Origin of the sequence: uncultured Thiocystis sp. (assembly GCF_903866365.1) — a bacterium.
In the GTDB taxonomy this organism is placed as follows: Bacteria; Pseudomonadota; Gammaproteobacteria; order Chromatiales; family Chromatiaceae; genus Chromatium.
In genome coordinates this window covers 1-23,664 of record NZ_CAIPNF010000488.1, presented here as the reverse complement: position 1 = coordinate 23,664, position 23,664 = coordinate 1, and the positions used below count along the sequence as shown (strand labels likewise).

General features: G+C 64.9%; 15 protein-coding genes. 6 read left to right on the top strand and 9 right to left on the bottom strand.

Annotated elements, in window-relative coordinates:
* Positions 1–185 precede the first annotated feature (185 nt).
* A complete protein-coding gene (locus QZY07_RS26545; RefSeq protein WP_295409313.1) occupies positions 186–3,035 on the top strand; it encodes a valine--tRNA ligase in 2,850 nt (949 codons plus the stop codon).
* 76 nt (positions 3,036–3,111) lie between these two features.
* Here the strand turns inward: QZY07_RS26545 and QZY07_RS26540 are convergent, their stop codons facing one another.
* Positions 3,112–3,606: a DUF1854 domain-containing protein gene (locus QZY07_RS26540; RefSeq protein WP_295409311.1), complete on the bottom strand. Its 495-nt coding sequence runs from the start codon at positions 3,604–3,606 to the stop codon at positions 3,112–3,114.
* An 81-nt stretch (positions 3,607–3,687) separates the two neighbouring features.
* Here QZY07_RS26540 and QZY07_RS26535 point away from each other — a divergent pair, with 81 nt between their 5' ends.
* A complete protein-coding gene (locus tag QZY07_RS26535; RefSeq protein ID WP_295409309.1) occupies positions 3,688–4,137 on the top strand; it encodes a hypothetical protein in 450 nt (149 codons plus the stop codon).
* Positions 4,134–5,135: a CapA family protein gene (locus QZY07_RS26530; RefSeq protein ID WP_295409307.1), complete on the top strand. Its 1,002-nt coding sequence runs from the start codon at positions 4,134–4,136 to the stop codon at positions 5,133–5,135. Before QZY07_RS26535 ends, QZY07_RS26530 begins: the two co-directional genes overlap by 4 nt.
* Positions 5,136–5,167: 32 nt before the next feature.
* Here the strand turns inward: QZY07_RS26530 and QZY07_RS26525 are convergent, their stop codons facing one another.
* Complete coding sequence (locus tag QZY07_RS26525) at positions 5,168–7,513, bottom strand: ABC transporter ATP-binding protein (protein WP_295409305.1); 2,346 nt, start codon at positions 7,511–7,513, stop codon at positions 5,168–5,170.
* Between the two features lie 353 nt (positions 7,514–7,866).
* Here QZY07_RS26525 and QZY07_RS26520 point away from each other — a divergent pair, with 353 nt between their 5' ends.
* Positions 7,867–10,101, top strand: coding sequence for a Mur ligase family protein (locus QZY07_RS26520; RefSeq protein WP_295409303.1), 2,235 nt, complete (start codon positions 7,867–7,869; stop codon positions 10,099–10,101).
* A gap of 148 nt (positions 10,102–10,249) precedes the next feature.
* Entirely contained in the window at positions 10,250–12,430 is a 2,181-nt protein-coding gene (cphA, locus tag QZY07_RS26515; RefSeq protein WP_295409301.1) for a cyanophycin synthetase, read from the top strand.
* Positions 12,431–12,467: 37 nt separating this feature from the next.
* Here the strand turns inward: cphA and QZY07_RS26510 are convergent, their stop codons facing one another.
* The gene (locus QZY07_RS26510; RefSeq protein WP_295409299.1) at positions 12,468–14,546 is read right to left on the bottom strand and encodes a fused MFS/spermidine synthase; all 2,079 of its coding nucleotides are present in this window, start codon (positions 14,544–14,546) and stop codon (positions 12,468–12,470) included.
* 254 nt (positions 14,547–14,800) lie between these two features.
* On the opposite strand from QZY07_RS26510, the gene QZY07_RS26505 reads away from it, so the two are divergent.
* Positions 14,801–16,117 carry a dicarboxylate/amino acid:cation symporter gene (locus QZY07_RS26505; protein ID WP_295409298.1) on the top strand — a complete coding sequence of 439 codons (1,317 nt, stop codon included), beginning with the start codon at positions 14,801–14,803 and terminating at the stop codon, positions 16,115–16,117.
* A gap of 28 nt (positions 16,118–16,145) precedes the next feature.
* On the opposite strand, the gene QZY07_RS26500 is transcribed toward QZY07_RS26505, so the two are convergent.
* From QZY07_RS26500 to hisD, 6 genes are all read right to left on the bottom strand, one after another.
* Entirely contained in the window at positions 16,146–17,876 is a 1,731-nt protein-coding gene (locus QZY07_RS26500) for a DUF6880 family protein (protein WP_295409296.1), read from the bottom strand.
* Between the two features lie 21 nt (positions 17,877–17,897).
* Positions 17,898–19,397, bottom strand: coding sequence for an anthranilate synthase component I (trpE, locus tag QZY07_RS26495; protein ID WP_295409294.1), 1,500 nt, complete (start codon positions 19,395–19,397; stop codon positions 17,898–17,900).
* Between the two features lie 120 nt (positions 19,398–19,517).
* Entirely contained in the window at positions 19,518–20,192 is a 675-nt protein-coding gene (locus QZY07_RS26490; protein ID WP_295409292.1) for a phosphoglycolate phosphatase, read from the bottom strand.
* Positions 20,193–20,406: 214 nt separating this feature from the next.
* A complete protein-coding gene (gene rpe, locus QZY07_RS26485) occupies positions 20,407–21,090 on the bottom strand; it encodes a ribulose-phosphate 3-epimerase (protein WP_295409290.1) in 684 nt (227 codons plus the stop codon).
* Positions 21,091–21,337: 247 nt separating this feature from the next.
* Positions 21,338–22,417 (bottom strand): histidinol-phosphate transaminase, encoded by a 1,080-nt coding sequence (hisC, locus tag QZY07_RS26480; protein ID WP_295409288.1) that lies wholly within the window; start codon positions 22,415–22,417, stop codon positions 21,338–21,340.
* On the bottom strand, positions 22,414–23,664 hold a 1,251-nt coding region (gene hisD / locus QZY07_RS26475; RefSeq protein ID WP_295409286.1), incomplete at its 5' end, for a histidinol dehydrogenase. The genes hisD and hisC, both read right to left, overlap by 4 nt.

The following is a 23,664-nucleotide window of genomic DNA, read 5'->3' as shown; positions in this document are numbered from 1 at the left end:
GTCGGCGCGTTGAAGCGCCCGGCCCAGGGTTTGGCGGATTGGGTTGGCTCATTCATGCGGGGGTCCAACGAGTGGCAAAGAGGCGATTCTACACGCTCATGACGAATCGCTGACCGCCGGCAGGCGCTGACTGTCCATCGGTTATAATGGGCTATTTCGCGCGCGCGACCACGAGCCCGAGCACCATGCTGGATAAAAACTACGATCCCCAAACCCTCGAAAAAAACTGGTATCGGTCTTGGGAGGAGCAAGGCTACTTCGTTCCGGCCGCGACCGCGCGCAACGAAGGGGACAGCGCCTATTGCATCATGATCCCGCCGCCCAATGTGACCGGCAGTCTGCACATGGGGCACGCCTTTCAGGACACCATCATGGATGCGCTGGTCCGCTACCATCGGATGAAGGGCGACCGCACGCTCTGGCAGGCGGGTACGGATCACGCGGGCATCGCGACCCAGATGGTCGTGGAGCGTCTGATCAATGCCGAGGGCCAGACCCGGCACGATTTCGGGCGCGAACGCTTCACCGAAAGGGTCTGGGACTGGAAGGCCGAATCCGGCGGGACCATCACCCGCCAGCTCCGGCGCATGGGTTCCTCGCTCGACTGGGCGCATGAGCGTTTCACCATGGACGAAGGCTTGTCCGAGGCGGTGCGCGAGGTCTTCGTGCGACTGTTCGAGGAGGGGCTGATCTATCGCGGCAAGCGGCTGGTGAACTGGGATCCGGTGCTACACACCGCCGTTTCGGACCTGGAGGTCATCTCCGAGGAAGAAAGCGGGCACATGTGGGACATGCGCTATCCCTTGGTCCAGCCGCCCGGCGCGCCGGAACCGCTCTATATGGTGGTCTCGACCACCCGCCCCGAGACCCTGCTCGGCGACTGCGCGGTGGCCGTCAACCCTGAAGACGATCGCTACAAACATCTGATCGGCGAATTCGTCGAGCTGCCGCTGACCGGGCGGCGCATCCCCATCCTCGCCGACGAGCACGCCGATCCCGCGTTCGGCACCGGTTGCGTCAAGATCACCCCGGCGCATGATTTCAACGACCATCAGGTCTGGCTGCGTCATCGCGACGAGACGGCCATCGTCAATCAGCCACACGGCGGGCTCATCAACATCTTCACGCCAGACGCCGCCGTGCGCGACAACGAACCGGAAGAAGGTCAGTTGCTGCCCACCGCCTATCTCGGACTCGACCGCTACGAAGCACGCAAGCGCATCGTCGCCGACCTGGAGTCGCTCGGTCTGCTGGCGGCGGTCAAGGATCATCGGCTGCAACAGCCGCGCGGCGACCGCTCCGGCGCGGTCATCGAACCCTATCTCACCGATCAGTGGTACGTGCGCGTGCAGCCGCTGGCCGATCCGGCGATCAAGGCGGTCGAGAACGGCGACATCCGCTTCGTCCCGGACAACTGGAAGAACACCTATTTCGAGTGGATGCGCAACATCCAGGACTGGTGCATCAGCCGTCAGATCTGGTGGGGGCACCGCATCCCGGCCTGGTACGACTGCGAGGGCAATGTCTATGTCGGTCGCTCCGAGCAAGACATCCGCGACACGCATGGCTTCGGCCCCGAGGTGGTGCTGGTCCAGGATCCCGACGTGCTCGACACCTGGTTCAGCTCCGCGCTCTGGCCCTTCAGTACGCTCGGCTGGCCGGAGCAAACCGACCGACTCCAGACTTTCTACCCGACCTCGGTGTTGGTCACCGGCTTCGACATCATCTTCTTCTGGGTCGCCCGGATGATCATGATGGGCTTGAAGTTCATGGGCGACGTGCCCTTTCGGGAGGTCTACATCCACGGTCTGGTACGCGACGCCCACGGCGACAAGATGTCCAAGTCCAAGGGTAATGTGCTCGACCCCATCGATCTGATCGACGGCATCGAACTGGAGGCGCTAGTCGAGAAGCGCACCAAGGGCATGATGCAGCCGCATCTGGCCGACAAGATCGCCAGGGACACGCGCAAGGATTTCCCCGATGGCATCCCCGCCTTCGGCACCGACGCGCTGCGCTTCACCTTCGCCGCGCTCGCCACCACCGGACGCGACATCAAGTTCGATCTGAGTCGCACCGAGGGCTATCGCAACTTCTGCAACAAGCTCTGGAACGCCTCGCGCTATGTGCTGATGAACACCGAGGAGCAGGATTGCGGTCTAGGATCGGACCCGATCGAACTGAGCGCGGCTGATCGCTGGATCCGCTCGCGTCTCAACCTCACCATCGCCGCCGTCACCGCCGCCATCGAGAGTTACCGCTTCGACCTCGCCGCCCAGGCGCTCTACGAATTCACCTGGAACGATTTCTGCGACTGGTATCTGGAGCTGTCCAAGCCGGTGTTGACGGGTGCAATCGCCAACGCCGCCGCCAAACGCGGTACCCGCCGAACCCTGGTCGCCACGCTGGAGACCCTGCTGCGGCTCGGTCATCCGATCATGCCGTTCATCACCGAGGAAATCTGGCAGAAGGTCAAGCCGCTCGCCGGTGTCGAGGGGGACACCATCATGCTGGCGCCCTTCCCGATCGCCGACGCGACCGCCGAGGATCAACCGGCGGTCGACGAAATCGACTGGGTGAAACAGTGCATCCTGGGCGTGCGCCGCATCAAGGGCGAGATGAACATCCCGCCCGGCAAGCCGCTGCCGGTGCTGGTGGCCAACGCCTCCGAACAGGACCGGCGCTGGCTCGATACCGCCCGGCCCTATCTGGATTTTCTCGCCCGCACCGAGTCCATCACCCTGCTCGATGACGAGCACGCCGCGCCCGAATCGGCCATCGCGCTGGTTGGCGCCATGAAGCTTCTGATCCCGATGGCCGGGCTGATCGACAAGGACGCCGAACTCAAGCGGCTGGACAAGGAAATCGCGCGCCTGACCGACGACAGCGCCCGCACCGAGCAGAAACTCGCCAACCCGAGTTTCGTCGACAAGGCGCCGGAGGCCGTCGTCCAGAAGGAGCGCGCCAAACTCGCCGAACACGCCGCTGCGATCAACAATTTAGAGACCCAGCGCGCCAGGATTGCGGCGCTTTAAACCGCCATGCCCCAGCGATCGGGCGACCGAAAGAGCGGCGAGCGATGGGGCGCAACCTTAACACTCGACGATTGCGTCATAAGTAGCGGTCCACCGCTCGTCGGCCATAGGGGGTGAGATCGCGGGTGTCGGGGACGAGGTAGCGGACACCGTGGGAGTCCAGGATCAGTGCGCTGTGGGGGCCCAGGCGGCGCACGTCCTCTTCGGTCTTGAGGACGAAACGAGTCGGTCCGCAATCGGTTTCCACCTCCCATTCCGCGGGTTCCAGATAGCTGGAAACCTGGATGACCCGCAAGATGCGGGGGACGAATTCCCGCTGGGCGAGCTCGTTTTCCAGAATCGCGCGGACATCGGGAGGCAGGGTGGCCAAGTCCTCGATGCAGCGAAGCTCCCGCCCCTCGCGATCGCAGAGGCTCACCCAGTGTCGCGGATCGCTCAATGGGTAGGCGCGTACCGGCATCACGTCCGGGTGCTCGATCCCCGTGGCATCGCTGTAGGTCAAGCGGCCGAACGGGTTGATATGCAAGTGAAAATCGGGGGTTTGCCGGGACGTCTCGTGGCTGGTGGTCATGCCGCTACCTGTCGAGGATTTGCATTGTTGGCGCGCATTCTGTTTCCATCTCAATTCTATCGGCCAACCAGGAAAGAGGCGATGTTTCCAGGCTCCACCAGATTCGCCATCCGCTCCGTCAGCTGGTTCGATTCGATGGGATTGCTTGGCCTACTCGCCGTCTGCGCCCTCCCGACAATGGCGCTCGCCGCGCCGCGTTTGCGCTGCACGCTCGATCAGGGCGGCACGACCCAAACGGTCGAATCCGCTCCCGTCACCGATCCTTACCGCGTCGAGTCCACCGACATCAACGGACGGTTTCGTTTCAAGGCGGTGGCGGTCGGCGACGAACAGCAGGTCCGCTACGTCAAGCTCTACAGCTATTATCGCGCCAACGGGCGCTGGATGTTGCTGCATGAAGCGAGATACGAAACGCCCGCGATTCAAACCGGCGGGGCGAGCGACGCCCTGACCGGTCGTCATTTTCTGTATTCCCCCGGTCGGGAGCGAGAGTTGCAATATGGTTGCACACTGATCGAGGTCGCCCAATGATCTCGGCTTATCGCTCGCGTCTGGCCGTGATTCTCTGCTGCGCTTTCACCGCCTCTGGTTTTGCCGTGACAGAGAGCTGTCCTCCTGAACCAATCGTCACACTCGCGATCGTCGGCGATCTCATGCTCGACGAGACGCCGGGCGAGGCGATCCGGAGCGGTCGCGATCCCTTTGCGCCCTTTGCCGCCACCCTGGACAGCGCCGACATTCGCGTGGGCAATCTCGAATGCGTCGTTGCCATCCGTGGGGAGGCCGAGCCGGGAAAGCCCTACACCTTCCGCGCCCATCCGCGCGTCTTGCAGCCGCTCAAGCGGCATTTCGATGCGGTGAGCCTGGCAAATAATCACTCCGGCGACTTCGGCCCGGTTGCCTTCGGCGAGATGCTCGACCTTCTGGGACAGGAAAGCATCGGCTGGTTCGGGGGCGGCAGCGATTTGGCGCGGGCGCACCGGCCGTTGGTGATCGAGCGTCATGGTCTGCGGATCGCGCTGCTGGGCTATAACGAGTTCCTGCCGCGCAGCTTCGAGGCCGATCACGACAAACCGGGGATTGCCTGGAGCGAGGACGAGCAGGTTCAACTCGATATCGCCAAGGCTCGCGAGGTCTTCCAGGCCGATCTGGTGATCCCGATCCTGCACTGGGGGTGGGAGCACGAAACCGTCGCCAGTCCACGTCAACGCCAACTGGCGCGCCTGATGATCGACGCCGGGGCGGACGCGGTCGTCGGCGGTCATCCCCATGTCACCCAGGACATCGAGTCGTATCGCGGCAAGCCGGTCATTTACAGCCTGGGGAATTTCGTCTTCAACGGCTTCACCGAGGCTGTCAACACGACCGGCTGGCTGCTCCGTCTGGATCTGGATCGCGCGGGCGTGCGTCGCTGGCGGATCTTCATCGCTCACCTCGACGCCGAGGGCATTCCTCACCCGGCCCCGTCTTCCGAGGAGGTTTGCTGGGAACGCGGACAAGAAAACCCGTCGCCCTGCGGGAATCGCTGACGGGAATCCACGCTTGGCGCATCGGGCGCGGTTCAAATGACGACATGCTGCTTCGCCTGCTCCATTTGGGCGTGGTAGAGCCGGTAGTAAAGGCCCCGCTGCTCCAGCAGTGCCTTGTGAGTTCCGACCTCGCCGATCCGGCCGCGTTCGAGCACCACCAACCGGTCGGCCTGGCGCAGGGTACTGAGACGATGGGCGATGGCGATGGTCGTGCGGCCCTGGGTCAGGTTGTCGATGGCGCCCTGGATCTCCCGCTCGGTCTCGGTATCGACCGAGGAGGTGGCCTCGTCGAGGATCAGAATCCGAGGGTCGGTCAGCAGCGCGCGTGCGATGGAGATGCGCTGACGCTCCCCGCCCGAGAGCGACTGTCCACGCTCGCCCACGAGCGAGTCATAGCCGTCCGGAAGACGCAGGATGAATTCATGGGCGCGGGCGGCACGGGCGGCGGCCATCACCTCGGCCCGGCTGGCGCCCGGACGGCCAAAGGCGATGTTGTCGGCGATGGTGCCGAAAAACAGGAAAGGTTCCTGCAGGACGATGCCGATGTTGCGCCGGTAGGCTTCCACCGGGAAGGAACGCACGTCGACGCCATCCACCAGCAATTGGCCCTCGGCGACGTCGAAGAAGCGGCAGATCAGGTTGACGAGCGTGGTCTTGCCCGCCCCCGTGTGTCCGACCAGACCCACCATCTCGCCCGGCTGGATCGCGAGGTTGATGTCGTGCAGAACGCGCCGTGGTCCATAGTTGAAGGACACGCCGCGCAACTCGATGGCCCCCTTGACCCGTTCCAGCGCGACCGGCTGGCTCGGCTCCGGGACGCTGGGGATGCGATCCAGGATTTCGAAGACGCGGTGCGTCGAGGCGGCGGCGCGCTGCACCGCTCCGACCAAGCGGCTGAGGGTCTCCAAGCGGGCGTAGAAGCGACCGATGTAGGCAATAAAGGCGGTCAGCACGCCCACCGTCACATGATCCTGACCGACCTGCCAGACCCCGAAGGCCCAAACCACCAGCAGCCCCAACTCGGTGAGAAAGGTCACGGTCGAGCCGAAGAAGGACCAGAGCGTGTTGACCCGGGTGTTGATCGCAACCACGTTCTCGTTGGCCTGATCGAAGCGCTCGATCTCGCGCCGCTCCTGGGTGAATGCCTTGACCACCCGGATGCCGGGAATGGTGTCCGCCAGCACGCTGGTCATCTCCGCCCAGGCACGACTGCCGCGCTCGAAGCCGTGGCGCAGACGCGCACGCACCACCTGAACCAGCCAGGCAATCAGGGGAAATGGAGCTAAGGTGACCAGCGCCAGCACCGGATCGATCGAGAAAAGCACCACCGAGACCATCAGGATGGTCAGCAGGTCATTCATCAGGTCAAGCAGGCTGACCGAAAGGAAATGGCAGAGCCGTTCCGTGTCGTTGCCGATGCGCGCCATCAGATCCCCGGTGCGCTTGCCGCCGAAGAACTCCAGGGACAGCGTCTGTAGGTGTGCGTAGGTCGCGCCGCGCAGGTCGGCGGCGATGCGCTCGCTCACCACGGCCAGCACGTAGGTGCGGCCCCAGCCGAGCAGCCAGGCGAGCAGCGCCGCACCCCCGAGACCGCCCAGATAGAAGAGGGCGAGCCGGTAATCCAGGGGGGCGCCGGTGCTTTGATGAGGAATCAGCACCTCGTCCAGCAAGGGGATCGTGAGATAGGGCGGCACCAGACTGACCGCCGTGCAGGCGAGCATGAGACCGAAGCCCAGGGCGATGAGTCCGGCCCGCGGGCGCGCGAAGCGGGTGAGCCGCCAGAGCGAACGACCGGGCGGCGGCAGCGGCGGGGCGACGCAAAAGGCGCAATCGCTCTGGCCCGGGGTGACCACGGCGCCGCAGGTAGGGCAGATGGTCCCCTGGCCTTCGCCTCCAGCGACCGCTCTGCCGCGGAGTCGGTCAATGGCGGCGGTGCAGTGCGCGGCAAAGCGTTTGGCCGACGCCTGGCAGGCGGCGGTATGGCGCCAGTACGCGAGCCGGCGGTCCGTCCCCAACAGCTCCAGGAATCCCGCGTCACCACGCTGACCGGCTCGCACCTGGTCCAGTTCGGCCAGCGGCCAGGACATCCAGGACTCGGTGGCCCCGGTCGGATCCGGGCCCAACAGCCGGCGCGGCGTCAGACACAGGAAGCCGGCGTGATACTGGAGCCGCTGATTCAGGTCCGGCGCGAACCAGGCGAGTGGGAATTCTCCCGCGTCGAGTTGAGATTGAAGGACGGCGGTCCAGGGCGGTAAGGGGCCGTTCGGAGCGTCCCAGGAAGGTGACGGAAGATCGGTTGGAGATGCTGGTTGGGCCAAGGGACTGTCGGGATCCATGCACACGAGCGAGCGCCGGCGAAGCGAACGGGAGGCGCTCATGGTCGCACTTGGGGCACAGATTTTCCAGAAAAGCTGTCGATGGCAACTCGGGAGACGCTGGGCGGATTCGCGGATCTCGACTTTCGCGCGCCTCCGTCATAGCATCTTGCCGCGACCTCCCCACCCGACCTCCGCTCGCGCGTCGCTCGTGGCCCATGGAGGGTCGAGTACGGATCGCGCGACGGGCGCGCGATCCCTGCTGATCCAGGTTCCTCGGTCCGCGCGCCCGCCGACGCAAGGTCGGCCATCGTGCCCGAGGGAGAACGCCCGTTCAATTGCGTGTCGGGTCAGATCGAGTGCATATCCGCAGAGTTCGTGAATTGCGCGGCCTTAACCTCTGGGCCGATTGTCCCGTGGCCGAAGTCTGGCTGGATCTTTCCGACCATCCGCCCGGCGACCTCCTGTGGTCGTCCGCCTATCTGCGTCCGCGCCTGGGCCGGATGCTACCGGGTCTGAAGCGACCGCGTCGACCGCCCATCAAACACGACCAGAAGCGCCATGAACGCTGGCTGACGCAGGTACTTCTGGAGATCATCCTTGAGCTGGCCGCCCGCATCGGCAAGCGCCCCGACTTTACGCGGGTACGCCACACCTCCGAGCCGGGCGTCTATCGCCTGGTTTTCCAGTCGATCGATGGACTGCCAGCGGCGGACTGCGCCGAAACCGCGCTCGAAATCGTCAAGGCCGCCCTGGCCGGTACCCAGTGCGACACCGAGCGCCTGCTTGAGGCACTGCGCGCGAAGGCACGGGACATCGCGCTCTCGCCCACCTGCGCCGCGCTCCTGACGGCGGCCCAGGCACGCGGCATCCCGGTGCGGCGACTGCCCGGCGAGGTGCTGCAATTCGGTCACGGCGCCCGGCAGCGACGCTGGTTCCGCACGGCCCTGGCCGAGACCGAGCCAGCGACCCTGGAGGCGGCCCGGAATCGGGAATTGCTCGACACCTTGCTGGCGGCCACTGGCCTGACCTGTACCGAGGCACCGGTCACGGATGCCCACTATCGGATATTGGTGGTCGGACAGCGCGTGCTGGCCGCGCTCTGGTGGCAACCGGATTCCAGCGGTAACGCAATTGGTTCCACGGCCACGGACGTGAGCGGTCTGCTCCACGAGGAGGTGCGCGCCCGCTGCCTGGACGCGGTGCGCGCCCTGGGGCTGGAAACGGCGGAGGTGCGTCTGGCGATGGCGGATATCACGCGGTCCCTGGAGTCGCAGGGCGGTCGGGTGAGCGAGGTTATCCCCTACCCGCCGCTCGATCTCTATCTCGACGCGGTCACCTCGTGCTCCATTGCCGACGCCTGTCTCGACACCCTGTTCCGACCCGGCGAGACCGGCCGCGTCCCGATCGTGGCCGTGTCCGGGACCAACGGCAAAACCACCGTGACCCGCCTGATCGCCCACGGACTCGGCATCTCCGGACGCTTCGTCGGCATGACCTGCACCGACGGGATCTATCTGGGCGAGCGGCGCATCGACACCGATGACTGCGCCGGACCCCAACGCGCCCGGCTGGTGCTGCTCAACCCCCAGGTGGAGGCGGCGGTGCTGGAGACCGCCCGGGGCGGCATCCTGCGCGAGGGGTTGGGCTTCGACGCCTGCGACGTGGCGGTGGTCACCAACATCGGCGAGGGGGATCATCTGGGACTGGGCTGGATCGACACCGTCGCGGAGCTGGCCGAAGTCAAACAGACCCTGGTGCGCGGAGTCGGTCCAGAGGGGACCGCCGTGCTGAACGCCGACGACCCCCTGGTCGCCCGGATGGCCAGGCATTGCCGGGGCGACGTGCTGTTCTTCGCCCGCGAGGCCAGTCATCCACTGATCATGCGTCATCGGCGGAATGGTCGGCGCGTGGCCTTCACGCGGGGGTTGGACCTGATCCTGGCCGAGGGCCGGAGCGAGTGGACCTTGCTCTCATTAAGCCGTATCCCTCTGACCCACGACGGGCGGATTGGCTTCCAGGTCGAAAATGTCCTGGCGGGCGCGGCGGCCCTCTGGTCCCTGGGCGTCCCCCTGGAGACCCTGGCCCTGTCCCTGGAGACCTTCGGGGCCGATCTGGATAAGAGTCCGGGGCGCTTCAATGTGCTTGCCATCGGTGGCGCGACCGTGGTCTTCGACTATGGCCACAACCCCTCCGCGCTCATCGCTTTGATCGATGCCCTTGGAGTCTTCCCGCATCGGCGTCGGCTGGCCGTCTATTCCGCCGCTGGAGATCGGCGCGACGTGGACCTGATTCGTCAGGGCGAGATCCTCGGCCACGCCTTCGATCAGGTCATCCTCTATGAGGATCACTACACCCGTGGACGTCAGCCGGGCGAGATTATGTCGATCTTCAATCAGGGACTGGCCCTGGGCCAGCGGGTACGCGAGATCCAGACCATCCACGGCTGGCAGAATGCGGTGGAATCGGCGCTGTGGCAGGCACAGCCGGGGGATCTGCTGCTGATCCAGGCCGACGTGATCGACGAGACCGTCGACTTTGTCCGCGCCCACCTCGCGGGGGATGCGGCGCTCCGGGAACTGCCTTTGCTCCGGTCGACTTTGGCCAATGCTTCGGCGCGGGAGCCGTCCGCGTTCATCGGGCAAGCATGAGGCGGATCCGCGCCGACCGCTCGCGATGCGCTCCAAGGTTGCGCGGCCAGCCAAGAGGCGGTTTCGTCGGGAAATGGACAGGATGAACAGGATTTTACCGGAACACGCCCAACCAACCGCGCCGTCTGCCGGCGCATCAGGAACTCCCATGCTGACCATCCAACATCAATGGGTTCTGCGGGGCCCCAACCTCTGGGCGCATTTTCCGGTCATCGAACTGCGACTGGACCTGGGGGCAATCAAAGACACCTCGTCCGAGGAGATTCCGGGATTCAATGACCGGCTCAAATCCTGGTTGCCGTCGCTGATCGAGCACCGTTGTAGCGTCGGCGAACGGGGAGGTTTCTTTCGGCGACTGGACCGGGGCACCTACATGGCGCATATCCTGGAGCATGTCTCGCTGGAATTGCAAACCCTGGCCGGTACCCCGGTGGGCTATGGTCGCGCCCGCGAAACCGACGATGAGGGCGTCTACAGGGTCGCCATCGAGTACGCGGAAGAAGCCCTGGGCCTGGCCGCGATCGCAGTGGCCCGCGAGTTGATCCTCGCCGCCATCCACGACGCCCCATTCGAGGTGACGGCTGAGCTGGAGCGTCTGCGCGACCTCTGCCATGAGGTTCGCCTCGGTCCCAGCACCGCCGCCATCGCCAAGGCCGCCCGCGCCCGCGGCATTCCCGTCCGGCGTTTGGGCTCCGAGAACCTGCTGCAACTGGGCTGGGGTTGCCGCCAGCGCCGCGCCTGGACCGCCGAGACCGACCGCACCAGCGCCATCGCCGAGTCCATCGCCCAGGACAAGGAATTGACCCGGATGCTGCTGCGCGCGGTCGGGGTGCCGGTCCCCGAGGGCCAGCCAGTCGCGACTGCGGAGGACGCCTGGCGGTTTGCCCAGGCGCTCGGCGCACCGGTCGTCGTGAAGCCGCGCTATGGCAACCACGGCCGTGGCGTCACCGCCAACCTGACCGGCCGCGAGCCGATCGAGGCGGCCTTTGCCGCCGCCCGGGAGGAAGGCTCGTCCATCCTCTGCGAGCGCTATATTCAGGGGGCGGACCATCGTCTGCTGGTCGTGGGCGGGCGCCTGATCGCCGCAGCGCTGCGAGAACCAGCCCAGGTCGTCGGCGACGGACGCGCATCGATTCAGGAGTTGGTCGATGCAACCAATCGCGACCCACGCCGCAGCGCCGGGCATGCCACGATGCTGAGTTTGATCGAGCTGGACGCGATCGCGCACGCGATGCTCGCCGAGCAGGGTCTGACCCCGGAGTCGATCCCCGCCGCCGGGCAGCGGGTGCTGCTGCGTCGCAACGCCAATCTCAGCACCGGCGGAACCGCCGCGGACGTGACCGACCGGGTCCACCCGGCGGTTGCCGCCCAGGCGCTGGAAGCGGCGCGGATGGTGGGCCTGGATCTGGCGGGGATCGACATCCTGGCCGCCGACATCGCGCGTCCCCTGGAAGAACAGGGCGGTGCCGTGGTGGAGGTCAATGCCGGTCCGGGACTGCGCATGCACCTGGAACCCTCCGCCGGTCAACCGCGCCCGGTGGGCGAGGCCGTCGTGGACCTGTTGTTTCCCGAAGATGCCGCCAGCCGCATTCCGCTGATCGCGGTCACTGGGGCCAGCGGCGCCGACGCGACCGCCCGGCTCATCGCGCATCTGATCCAAGTTCAGGGCGACCTGGTGGGCCTGGCCACCCAGGACGGCATCCGGATCGGCGAGCGCCGCATCGATCCGCGCGACGGCTCCGGCCCCGAGGCGGCGCGCACCTTGCTGATGCACCCGCGACTGGACGCGGCGGTCCTGGCGTTGGCGGCTGGCCCCATCCGGCGCGAGGGGCTGGGTTTCGACCGCTGCCGCGTCGGTGTCGTCACTCAGATCGGCGAGACGCTCCCCGTGGGACAACCCGGAATCGAAACGCTGGATGATCTGATGCGCGTCAAACGCTGCGTCGTGGAGGCCGTCGCCCCGGACGGCTGCTGCGTCCTCAATGCGGACGATCTCCGCGTGGTCGGGATGGCGGAATCCTGTCGGGGCGCGCCGATCTGGTTTGCCAGCGATTCGGGGAGCCCGTCGGCGACTCCGGAGATTGGCCGAGGTGGCCGGGCCGTGTTGGAGCGGGACGGCGTGATCTTCCTCGCGACGGGCGAGACGCTGGCGCCCCTGTTGCCGCTGGGACAAATTGCCTGGAGCGAGCAAGGGCGGGAGGAGTGCCAGATCCAGCCGATCCTGGCCGCGGTTGCCGCGGCCTGGGGCCTGGGGTTGTCTCTGGACGAGATGCGCGCGGGGCTGATGACGATCCCACGGTCATTTGGCCACACGACAGGGGCTGGGTGACAAAACCGCCAGTCGGCGGTTGTCGAGACGCAAGACCCTATTTCAAAATCTGGAACAGGTTGTTGAAATCGTCCGTCCAGGCGTTCAGTCCGGGAATCGGAGTCACCGGAGTGGATGCCTGCAGGATGCCGGCCCGCTCCAGTACACTTGGATCGCGGGCGACCAGCATCCAGTCCGTGCGGCGCTGGCCGGGACCATCCGGATCGTCGCGGATCAAGGCCGCCGCGAGACCCTTGACGCGGGCGATTTCCTGGACCACCGGCGGCATCCACAGGAAGCGGTTCGTGAGATGGAAGGCAATGATGCCATCCGCCTTGAGGTGGCGCAGATAGAGATCCATCGCCTCCGACGTGATCAGGTGGACCGGGACCGAGTCGCCGGAGAAGGCGTCGACCGCCAGCACGTCGAACCCCTGGGGCGATTCCTGCTCAAGCGAGAGTCGGGCATCGCCGAGCGCGGTCTCGATGCGCGCCTGGCTCTCGTCCATGAAGCTGAACTCGGCGCGCGCGAGTTCGAGTACCTGGGGGTTGATCTCGTAGAAACGGTAGACATCCCCCGGTCGCCCGTACACCGCGAGGGTGCCAGTCCCGAGCCCGATCAATCCCACCTTTGCGCCCGAGGTGGCGGCGATGGCCCGCCCAATGCCCGAGGTGGGACCATAGTAGGTCGTCGGTAGCCGGCGCCGGTCGGGGGCAAGGAACTGCTCGCCATGCTTGATGGAGCCGTGATAGAGCTGGCGAACGTCATCGCGCGGATCCTGACGATGGGCGTCGACACTCTGCAGGGTGCCGTAGAAGTTGCGCGCGATGCGCCGGGTGCCGGAAAGATCGTCCGTGACTTGCACGTAGAGAAAATAGCCGCACAGCCCCGCCAGCACGCCAGCCGCGCCCCGCGCCATCAGGCCCGTCGGCGTCTTGGCCTTGCCCGTGGCCGCGCCGTCGCCGTTTTGGGTTGGACGCAGCACGAACATGAGCAGCAGCGCGGCGAGGACGAGTCCAATGCCCAGCTCATAGTAGCCGGGGAGGATGCGCGGGGCGATCAGGGCGACGGCGATCCCTCCAAGCGCTCCGCCCAGCGAAAGCATGAGATAGAAGCGAGTGAGAGACCGGGGGCCTGGACGCAGGCGCGCCAGCTCGCCATGCAAGACCATGCAGAAGAAGAACAGGCCCAACGCATAGAGCGGGATGGCGACCTTGATGTTGACCCCGATCGCGCTGTCCTGAAGCCCATCGGCGCACAGCAGGAGCAGCAGCGCGGCCACGGGCAGAAAAAAGGCGCGCCGATACCAGCGGTCGCTCTCAAAACAGAGCACGAAGGTCAACAGATAGAGCGAAAGCGGCAGCAGCCACAGGAAGGGAATTGCCGCCACGTTTTGGGTAATGTGGTTGGTGATGGCCAGGAGCAGCCAGGAACCCATGGCCGAGAGACCAAGCCACAGCAGATAATCCCGGGGACTGGGATCCCAATCGCTCTCTGGCGCATGGCTGTGGGCATGGGTCGCCGGGGGCAGGCTGTGGGTGTGGCGCAGGAAATACCAGGCCGAGCCTGTGCAGGACAACGCGAACAGAACATAGACGCCGGACCAGGCGTAGGCTTGGGTAGCCAGTCGCGCGTGCGGCTCGATGAGGAAGGGATAGCTCATCAGGGCGAGCAGTGACGCGAGGTTCGACAGCGAGAAATAGCGATAGACATGGGTTCCGATCTGGCTGCGCGCGATCCATGATTGCAGAAGCGGTCCGGTGGTCGAGAGCAGAAAATAGGGCGGCCCGATGGTGGCGACCAGGAGCCCCAGGATCCACAGCGTCGGATCCGCCTCGCCGGTCGGCTTCCAGTGAGGGCTGGCCAAAATCGGCAGCAGGGTCAGACTGAGCGCGAGCAGGAGGACATGCACCTGCACCTGGCGGCGCGCGCTCAGGTGGCGGGAGATCCAGTCCGCGTAGGCGTAGCCACCCAGAAGCGTGACCTGGAAGAACACCATGCAGACCGACCAAACCGCCGCCGATCCCCCGAACCAGGGCAGGATTTGCTTGGCGATCAGCGGCTGGACCAGAAACAGCAGAAAGGAGCTGGAGAAGATGGTCCCCGCGAAGAGGAGCTTGGGACTGAAGCGACGCATGGGAATGATCGGTTCCTGGTGAATTCGCGAGTGGCGCCTGGGGTACCAACAGGGGCGTTTCCCCGCTGTCTTTCGCCTTCGGCTGGTCAGTCTCCATGCTACGCGATTTTTCGGCTGACGAGTCGTTTGACGTTCCTGCGTTTTCGTCTCCCAAGGGCGTCGACAAGCTGTTTGGATACCTCAAAGTACGTCGAAAATGACATCATTAAACCGCGTCAGCGACACGTTTTGCTGACCTTGACGAGGGCGAGTCGATGCACGAAGAATGCCTGTCACACCGGACGCGGTTGAAGCTTCACTGGCAGATCCTGATCGCCCTGGTTCTCGCCGTCGCCGTGGGACTCCTGGTCGGCCGCGAGGCCGGACTCTTCGGTTCTAGTCTCTATTCCACGCTCGATTTTCTGGGTCAGTTGTTTCTCAACGCACTCAAAATGCTGATCGTGCCGCTGATCCTGTCGTCGATGATCGTCGGGATTTCCGGGATCGGCGGGGCGAAGGATCTCAAGCGACTGGGCGCGAAGACGCTCGGCTATTTTGCCGCCACCACGCTGATAGCCGTGCTGGTCGGACTCTTTCTCGTGAATCTGATCCAGCCGGGCGTGGTGGACGGCGATCCGAAGGCGGTCTTCGGATTCAGCGCGGACGCCACGGCACTCCAGGAACAACTGAGCGGCCGGGACGGCGGCGACGTGGTCGATGTCTTCCTGCGCATGATCCCCGCGAACGTGGTGTCCGCCGCGGCGAACGGCGAGATGCTCGGCCTGATTTTCTTCGGTCTGCTCTACGGGTTCTTTCTCACCCGCGTCGCGCCGGTCTACGCGGAGGCCCAGTACAATTTCTGGCAGGGCATGTTCGAGATCATGATGAAAATCACCGATCTCGTCATGCGCTTCGCCCCCATCGGTGTTTTCGCGCTAGTGGCCCGAACCGTGGCCGACACGGGTCTGGCGGCGCTTGGTCCGCTGGCGCTCTTCTTTCTGACCGTGGTGCTGGGGCTCGCGCTCCACACGTTTCTGGTGCTGCCGCTGCTGTTGCGCTTCGTCGGCGGGGTCAGTCCCATCCGCCATTTCCAGGCCATGGGCGCGGCGCTGCTGACCGCCTTCTCGACCGCGTCCTCCTCCGCCACCGTCCCGGTCACGATGGAGTGCGTGGAAAAGAACGCCGGGGTCTCGAACAAGGTCGCCAGCTTCGTGATCCCGCTGGGCGCGACCGTCAACATGGACGGCACCGCGCTTTACGAGTGCGTGGTGGTCATGTTCATCGCCCAGGCCTACGGGATCGAGCTGTCGTTTGCCTCGCAATTCCTGATCGTGGTTCTGGCGCTCTTGACCTCGGTCGGAGTGGCCGGCATCCCGGCCGCGAGCCTGGTCGCCATCACCGTCATCCTGGCCGCGGTCGGGCTGCCGCTAGAGGGCATCGGGCTGATTCTGGCGGTCGACCGCATCCTCGACATGCTGCGCACCGCGGTGAATGTCTTCGGCGATAGCTGCGGGGCGGTCATCATTGCCCGACGCGAGGGAGAGACCGATGTGCTTCAGGGCGAGACGTTCAAACCGAAAACCGGCGGGTGAAACTGCAAAGGACACAAAGAAAAAGGCTTCAGACCCTGTCGAGCAGTTTGATGAAATTGCGTTTCGGCTTGTACTGGACCCGCAACTCGGCCAGATAGTCGGCGAATGGCTGGCTTTGATTTTGCGCCTTCATCAACCCGCCGATCTTGCGGATCAGCTTGATCGCCTCGTCGTAGGCCGTGTTATTGGTCCGCTGGACGATGGACGGTACGACGCGCCGATACAGTTCAACGGCATCCTGGGGGCGGGAGGCTTCGAGTTGGCCGGCAAGGGCGATCAGTAAACGGTTGTCGCAACGACCCTGCTGGGCGATCGTCCAGGCGGCGTCGAGATCGTTCTCCCACAAGGCGATTTCAAGCCGCCGCGAATCGTCGGGAACCGATGGCGTCGTCTTCCAGCGGTTGGTCGTGGCGGCCTCGCGGACGATGGTCTCGTCCAGCCAGGCCAACGCCCGTTCGCGTTGTTCAGGCCAGCGACCGAGCTTGTCGGCAACCGCGCGGAGCTTCTGATACTGCGCGAGGTTCGGCTGTTCCTCGAACTGGATCCAGGTCAGTTGCAGCGCCTCGTCATGGCGTCCGCGGTCGAGATAGGCCGCAACCAGATAATCGCGCAGACGGTTGTCCGGTTGCTCGGGGAATGCCTTGAGTCCGCGTTCCGCCCAGTCCAGCGCCTTCTCGGGCTCTCCGGCCTTGGCCCAAAGCTGGGCGATGTCGAGATAACGATAGGCGGAGGTGAGGTCTTGCGAGCGGATCGACACCAGTTCCTCGATATCGCCGCTGGCCTCGGCCAGTCGCTCCATGAGGCGGGCGATCCGTGATCGATGGGTGTCGTAAGCGCTCTTGCTGCCGCGGGGACCGAGTTCGCGCCACTCGGTTTCGACCAGTTCCCGATAGTGCCGCAGACCTGCCTCGCCAAGAACCTCGCGATAGGTGACGGCGTCGAAGCTGCACAGACCTTGCGGCAAGGTGGTTTCGAGCCGGAACAAACGGGTGGCCAGTTCAAGCGGATCCGGTCGCGCCATGACGCAGGCATCCAGATGCAATTGACCCAGACGCTCGCCGACGCTCCCGACCTCGCCGTCCGAGTCATCGACGTGCTCCATGGCGTTTTCGACACGTTCGATGGCGTATTCGGTCAGTTCGACCAGCACGGCGGCGGTCTCGGGTGTCAGCAACTCCTCCAGCGAATCCACGATCTGCTCGATATCGCCGGCGAAGCCCCCAGCCTCCTCATAATCGACGAAGCCATGGGTACAGATCGCGTTGTCGATCGCGCGGCGGAACACCTTGACCACATTGCCGCCAGCGCCACGACGCTCCGCCTTGAGCCGAAGCGACTGGTAGAGCCGATCGTCGCGCATGGCGGTTTCAAGCAGGAGATCGGCCAGAATTTCAGGCGGCTGGACGCTCAGATAATCCCGGATGTCCTGCCAGGGATCGCGCGGCGACGTCTCGTCGGCATCCTCGGAGTCGGGCAGATCGACCGCTCCGGCCAGCCACGCGAGTCCAACCGCGACGCAATGCTTGCAGAAATTGCCCTCGGCGGCGTGCGGACAGGTACAGGCGTAGGCGAGATCGCCAGCGTCATCCCACAGCTCGACCTGGTAGGTTTCGGTGCCCTCGACCTTGGCCGTGAGTTTGTCGCCGACCATCCGCGCGCGCCGGACGGAGGCGTCGGAAAAATAGTCCCTGCCGCGCCAGAAGACCTTTTTTCCGGCCAGGTCTTCGAGTAGGTCAATGGTGATCAGATCGGCGAGCATCAAATTTCCCCTTTTGATCGGTCAGACGCGCTTCAACCCGCAGCCATAGCGATCGATCCCGACCTCGGCGGCGGTGACGGCGCGGAAGATGGCGCGGCCCTTGTTCATGGTCTCCTGCCATTCCAGTTCGGGCACCGAGTCGGCGACGATGCCGGCGCCGGCCTGGATGTGCAGCATGCCGTCCTGGATGACGGCGGTGCGAATCGCGATGGCGGTATCCATGTTGCCGTTCCAGGAAAGATAGCCGACCGCGCCGGAGTAGATGCCGCGCTTGACCGGCTCCAGCTCGTCGATGATCTCCATGGCGCGAATCTTGGGCGCGCCCGAGACGGTTCCGGCCGGGAAAGTGGCACGCAGCACGTCGAGTGCGCTCATGCCCTCCCGGAGCGTGCCGACCACGTTGGAGACGATGTGCATGACGTGCGAATAACGCTCGACGATCATCTTGTCGGTCAGGCGCACGCTGCCGATCTCGGCGACCCGTCCGGCGTCGTTGCGGCCCAGATCGATCAGCATCAGATGCTCGGCCAGTTCCTTGGGGTCGGCCAGCAGCTCGGCCTCCAGCGCCTGATCCTCCGCCTCGGTGTGACCGCGGCGACGGGTGCCGGCGATAGGGCGCACCGTGACCACGCCATCCTCCAGCCGGGTCAGGATCTCGGGCGAGGAGCCGACGATCTGGAAGTCGCCCAAGTCCAGAAAATACATGTAGGGCGATGGATTCAGCCCGCGCAACGCGCGGTAGAGATCGAGCGGCGGTGCCTGAAAGGGGATGGAGAGTCGCTGTGACAGCACCACCTGCATGCAGTCGCCTTCGAGGATGTAGTCCTTGATGCGCGCGACTGCCTGCTTGAAACCGTCCTCGGTGAAGCCGGAGACGAAGTCGGCTTCGCTGACCTGTCGCGCGGTGCCGCCGTTGCGTCGTGGCGCGCCGTGGCGCATGCGCTCGGTGAGTTCGGCGATCCGCGCCTCGCCAGCCTCCAGCGTGTCGCCGGCCGCCGGATCCAGATGCAGGATGATGTAGAGACGCCCGCTGAGATTGTCGAAGACGACGACCTCGTCCGAGACCATCAGCAGGATATCCGGGGTGCCCATCTGGTCCGGATTCGGGCAGTTTGACAAGCGCGGTTCGATATAACGGATGGTGTCATAGCCGAAATAACCGACGAGCCCGCCCACGAAACGCGGCAGACCTTCGACCTCGGCGACCTGAAAGCGTTGCTGGAAGGCTTCGAGCCAGCCGAGCGGGTCGGCCGTCTCGACTTCCTCGATCGCGCGGCCATCGCGTTCGACGCGAATCCGCTGTCCGTCGATTCGGATCAGAGTCCGGCAGGGCAGTCCGATGATCGAATAACGGCCCCATTTCTCGCCTCCCTGCACCGACTCGAAGAGATAGGAATACGGCCCTTCGGCGAGTTTGAGATAGACGCTCAGTGGGGTATCGAGGTCGGCCAGCACCTCGCAGGCGACCGGAATGCGGTTGTAGCCCTGATCGGCGAGGGCGCGAAAGGTCTTGGGGGTCATTGGAATCTCCGGGCAAACGTCAGCGTCTAAGGTTAGCGAAGGCGTCCCGGCGTCGCCATCGTCGCCCGGTCATTGCTCGTCTTGCCTGGATTTGCATACGCGCGGTACTCGCTTCCCGACTTAAGCCAAGGGGGCCAGCAATCCCTTGAGTTCGACCATCGAGTCGATCACCGCGTCCGGGTTGGAGTCGCGGATATCCTCGCCGTGGTTATAGCCATAGCTCATGCAGACGATCCCGAAACCGGCGGCCCGCGCCGCCTTCACGTCGCTGACCGAGTCGCCGATCATCAGCGCCTCGGCGGGCACCACGCCGAAATGATCGGCGGCGTGCAGCAGGGGCATGGGATCGGGTTTCTTGCGCGGCAGGCTGTCGCCGCTGACGACCAGCGTAAAGCGCTCGCGAATCCCCAGATGGGACAACAGAGGCTCGGTGAATTGCGCCGCCTTGTTGGTCACGCAGCCGAGCGGATAACCGGCCGACGCCAGAAAATCGAGACCCTCGCGCACCCCCGGATAGAGGATCGAGCGGGTGTAGGTATTCTCGGCATAGAGTTCGAGAAAGAGCGGATAGGCCAGCGCATAGTCGGCGGCGTCCGGCTCGCCTTCGAGTTGTCCGGTCAAGGCCCGGCACACCAGCTTTTCGACCCCGTTACCCACCCAGGTGCGCACCGCCGCCTCGCCGCGCGGCGCGCGCCCGAGCCGTTCCATCATGGCGTCCACGCAAAAGGTCAGGTCGGGAACGCTGTCGACCAGCGTCCCGTCCAGGTCACAGAGAATCATCTTCGGTTGCAGCATGCGGGGATTCGTTCCAGGTAAAAATTAAACGGCGCCTTGCGGGATATGCACTGATTGTGCAGTGATCTGGTCTCGCAGGAACCAGATAACGCCGGTGCTGACGCCGTTTAAGCGTTTCATCGTTAATCGCTTAAACCGCGTCGACTCCAACGCCGATCGATTCATGCCAACCTGCCTGATCGCTCGAAACGACGCATGGTGCGCCGGACGCGGTTTAACCGGCCATCGCCGCGCGCATGTCGCGAATAATGCTGTCGTAGCGATGCGGGTCGGAATCCTTGCCTTTGCCGAAGATCCCGGAACCGGACACGAAGGTATCGGCGCCGGCGGCCTTGACCTCGGCGATGTTATCCGCCTTCACCCCGCCGTCGATCTCCAGGCGAATGTCGAACCCGGAAGCGTCGATCAGCCGGCGCACCTGACGCAATTTCTCGAAGGTCGCTGGGATGAAGCTCTGACCGCCGAAGCCGGGGTTGACCGACATCAGCAGGATCATGTCGACCTTGTCCATCACATAATCCAGATAGCTCAGGGGCGTCGCCGGGTTGAAGACCAGACCGGACTTGCAGCCCTCGCCGCGAATCAGTTGCAGCGTGCGGTCGATATGCTCGCTCGCCTCGGGGTGGAAGGTGATATAGGTCGCGCCGGCGGCGGCGAAGTCGGGAATGATGCGATCCACCGGCTTGACCATCAGATGCACATCGATGGGTGCGGTGACGCCGTGCTTGCGCAGTGCCTCGCAAACCAGCGGGCCGATGGTCAGGTTCGGCACATAGTGATTGTCCATCACGTCGAAATGGACGATGTCGGCGCCGGCGGCCAACACATTGTCGACTTCCTCGCCGAGCTTAGCGAAGTCCGCCGACAGAATGGACGGTGCGATCAGATCAGAAGCCATCGTGGTGTCCCCCAGGATCGTTGTGGCTCGGCGCGGATGGCTCGGCCAGGATCAGGATTGAGTGGATTTGTCAGCGGGGGACTTTAACCCAAGCGGGCAAGATTTTCACTCGACCTCGATGCGAAACAGAAGACGAACTAGTACAGCGCCGCCTGAATTTCGGCAAACATCTGCGTCGTCAGGACTCCCGGCCCTGACGGAACGGACCAGGATGGTCTTTCTACGCAAAAGGCGCGCTTCGCGCGGTTTAATTCGATCGAGCGTTCAGGACATCGATCAAGGCAGCATTCTCCTCAGGCAGTCCCACCGTGATTCGCAGGCAGTCTTGCAACAATGGATGCGCGCCATGCAGATTTTTGATCAGGATCCCGCGTGCCTTGAGGCGCGCGAAAAGGCTGTTCGCCTGGCCATCTGGCACTCGAACGAGAATGAAATTGGCCTCGCTCGGATAGGGGTGCAGTGTCTCGATGCGCGTCAGTGACTCGAACAGGTGCGCGCGCTCGACCCGGATGGCGTGGGTCTGTTCGTCCAGCACCGACTTGTGTCTCAGCGCGAAGGTTGCGGATGCCTGGGTCAGGACGTTGACGTTGTAGGGCAGCCGCACCTTGTCGATTTCATTCAGCCACGCGGGCGGGCCGACCAAATAGCCGAGCCGCAGACCGGCGAGCCCCATCTTGGAGACGGTGCGCATGACCAGCAGGTTCGGCCAGTCGCCCAGCAGACCCAGAAAGCTGGAATCGGTGAAAGGCGAGTACGCCTCGTCGACGATGACCAGACCGGGGGCGGCTTCGATGATCCGCACCATGTCGTCGGCGTCGAAGCGGTTGCCGGTCGGGTTGTTGGGATAGGCGAGATAGATCAGCGCGGGCTGTGCACGTTCGATGGCGTCGAGCGTGGCGGGCAGGTCGATCGAGAAATCGTCCGCCTGGAGCGGCACGCCCACGTAGTCCATGCCGGCAAACAGCCCGATCATCCGATACATGACGAAACCGGGATCGAGCGACAGGATGCTGCGTCCCGCCTGGGCGACCGTCAGGGCCAGCATCTGAATCAGTTCGTCGGAGCCGTTGCCGAGCAGCAGACCCATGTCGGACGGAATCCCCATCGCCTCGCGCAGCGTCTCCTGGAGCGCGCGCCCGGTGGGATCGGGATAGCGATTCAGCGCCACGTCGCGCAGCTCGTCGAGCCATGCGGTTTTGAGCGACTCCGGCCAGACGTAGGGGTTTTCCATCGCGTCCAGCTTGATGAGCCCCGCTGCCTCGGGCACATGGTAGGCATTCAGCGCGCGGATCTCGGGGCGCACCAACCGGTCGATCAATTCCTTCACGACACCTCTCCGCGATAATCGGCCGAGCGCGCATGGGCCGTGAGTCCCTCGCCCCGCGCCAGCACGGAGGCGGTGCGTGACAGTTCGGCGGCACCGGCGCGGGAGGCCATGATGAGGCTGGAGCGTTTCTGAAAATCGTAGACGCCCAGCGGCGAGGAGAAACGCGCGGTGCGCGAGGTGGGCAGGACATGGTTCGGCCCGGCGCAGTAGTCGCCGAGCGCCTCGGCGGTGTAGCGGCCCATGAAGATGGCCCCGGCGTGACGGATGCGCCCGACGATGGCCTCGGGATCGGCGACCGAGAGTTCGAGATGCTCCGGGGCGATGACGTTGGCGACGGCGATGGCGTCGTCGAGATCGCGGACCTGGATCAGCGCGCCGCGCGCGCGCAAGGCGGCGGCGATAATGGTCTGGCGCTCCATCGTCGGCAGAAGCCGCTCGATGCTGGCGGCGACACGGTCCAGAAAATCAGCATCCCAACTCAACAGGATGGATTGAGCGTCCTCGTCGTGCTCGGCCTGCGAGAAGAGATCCATGGCGATCCAGTTCGGATCGGTTTCGCCGTCGCAGACCACCAGAATCTCGGAGGGACCGGCGATCATGTCGATGCCGACCTGACCGTAGACCGCGCGCTTGGCGGTGGCGACATAGAGGTTGCCGGGACCGACGATCTTGTCCACGCCGGGAATCGTCGCGGTGCCATAAGCGAGCGCGGCGACCGCCTGCGCGCCGCCGATGGCGAAGGCGCGATCGACGCCGGCGATGTGGGCGGCGGCCAGCACCAGTTCGTTGAGTTCGCCGTCGGGGGTTGGCACCACCATGATGAGTTCGCCCACGCCCGCGACCTTGGCTGGGATAGCGTTCATCAACACCGACGACGGGTAGGCCGCCTTGCCGCCCGGCACATAGAGCCCGGCGCGATCGAGCGGCGTGACCTGTTGACCGAGCAGGGTGCCGTCCGGCTCGCGGTAGCTCCAGCCGGCCAGTTTTTGATGTTCGGCATAGGCGCGGATGCGGGCGACGGCCAACTCCAGCGCCGCGCGCTGGTCGGTCGGGATGGTCTGCCACGCCTGCGCCAGGCGGGCGCGGGGGAGTTCCAGCTCGGCGGCCGTGGCGGGTGTCCAGCGGTCGAAGCGGGCAGTATAGTCCAGCAGCGCCGCGTCGCCGCGCGCGCGGATCGCGCGGATGATGTCGGCAACGGTTTGCTGGACCCGGTCGTCGGAGACCGAATCCCAGGCGAGAAGCCCGGC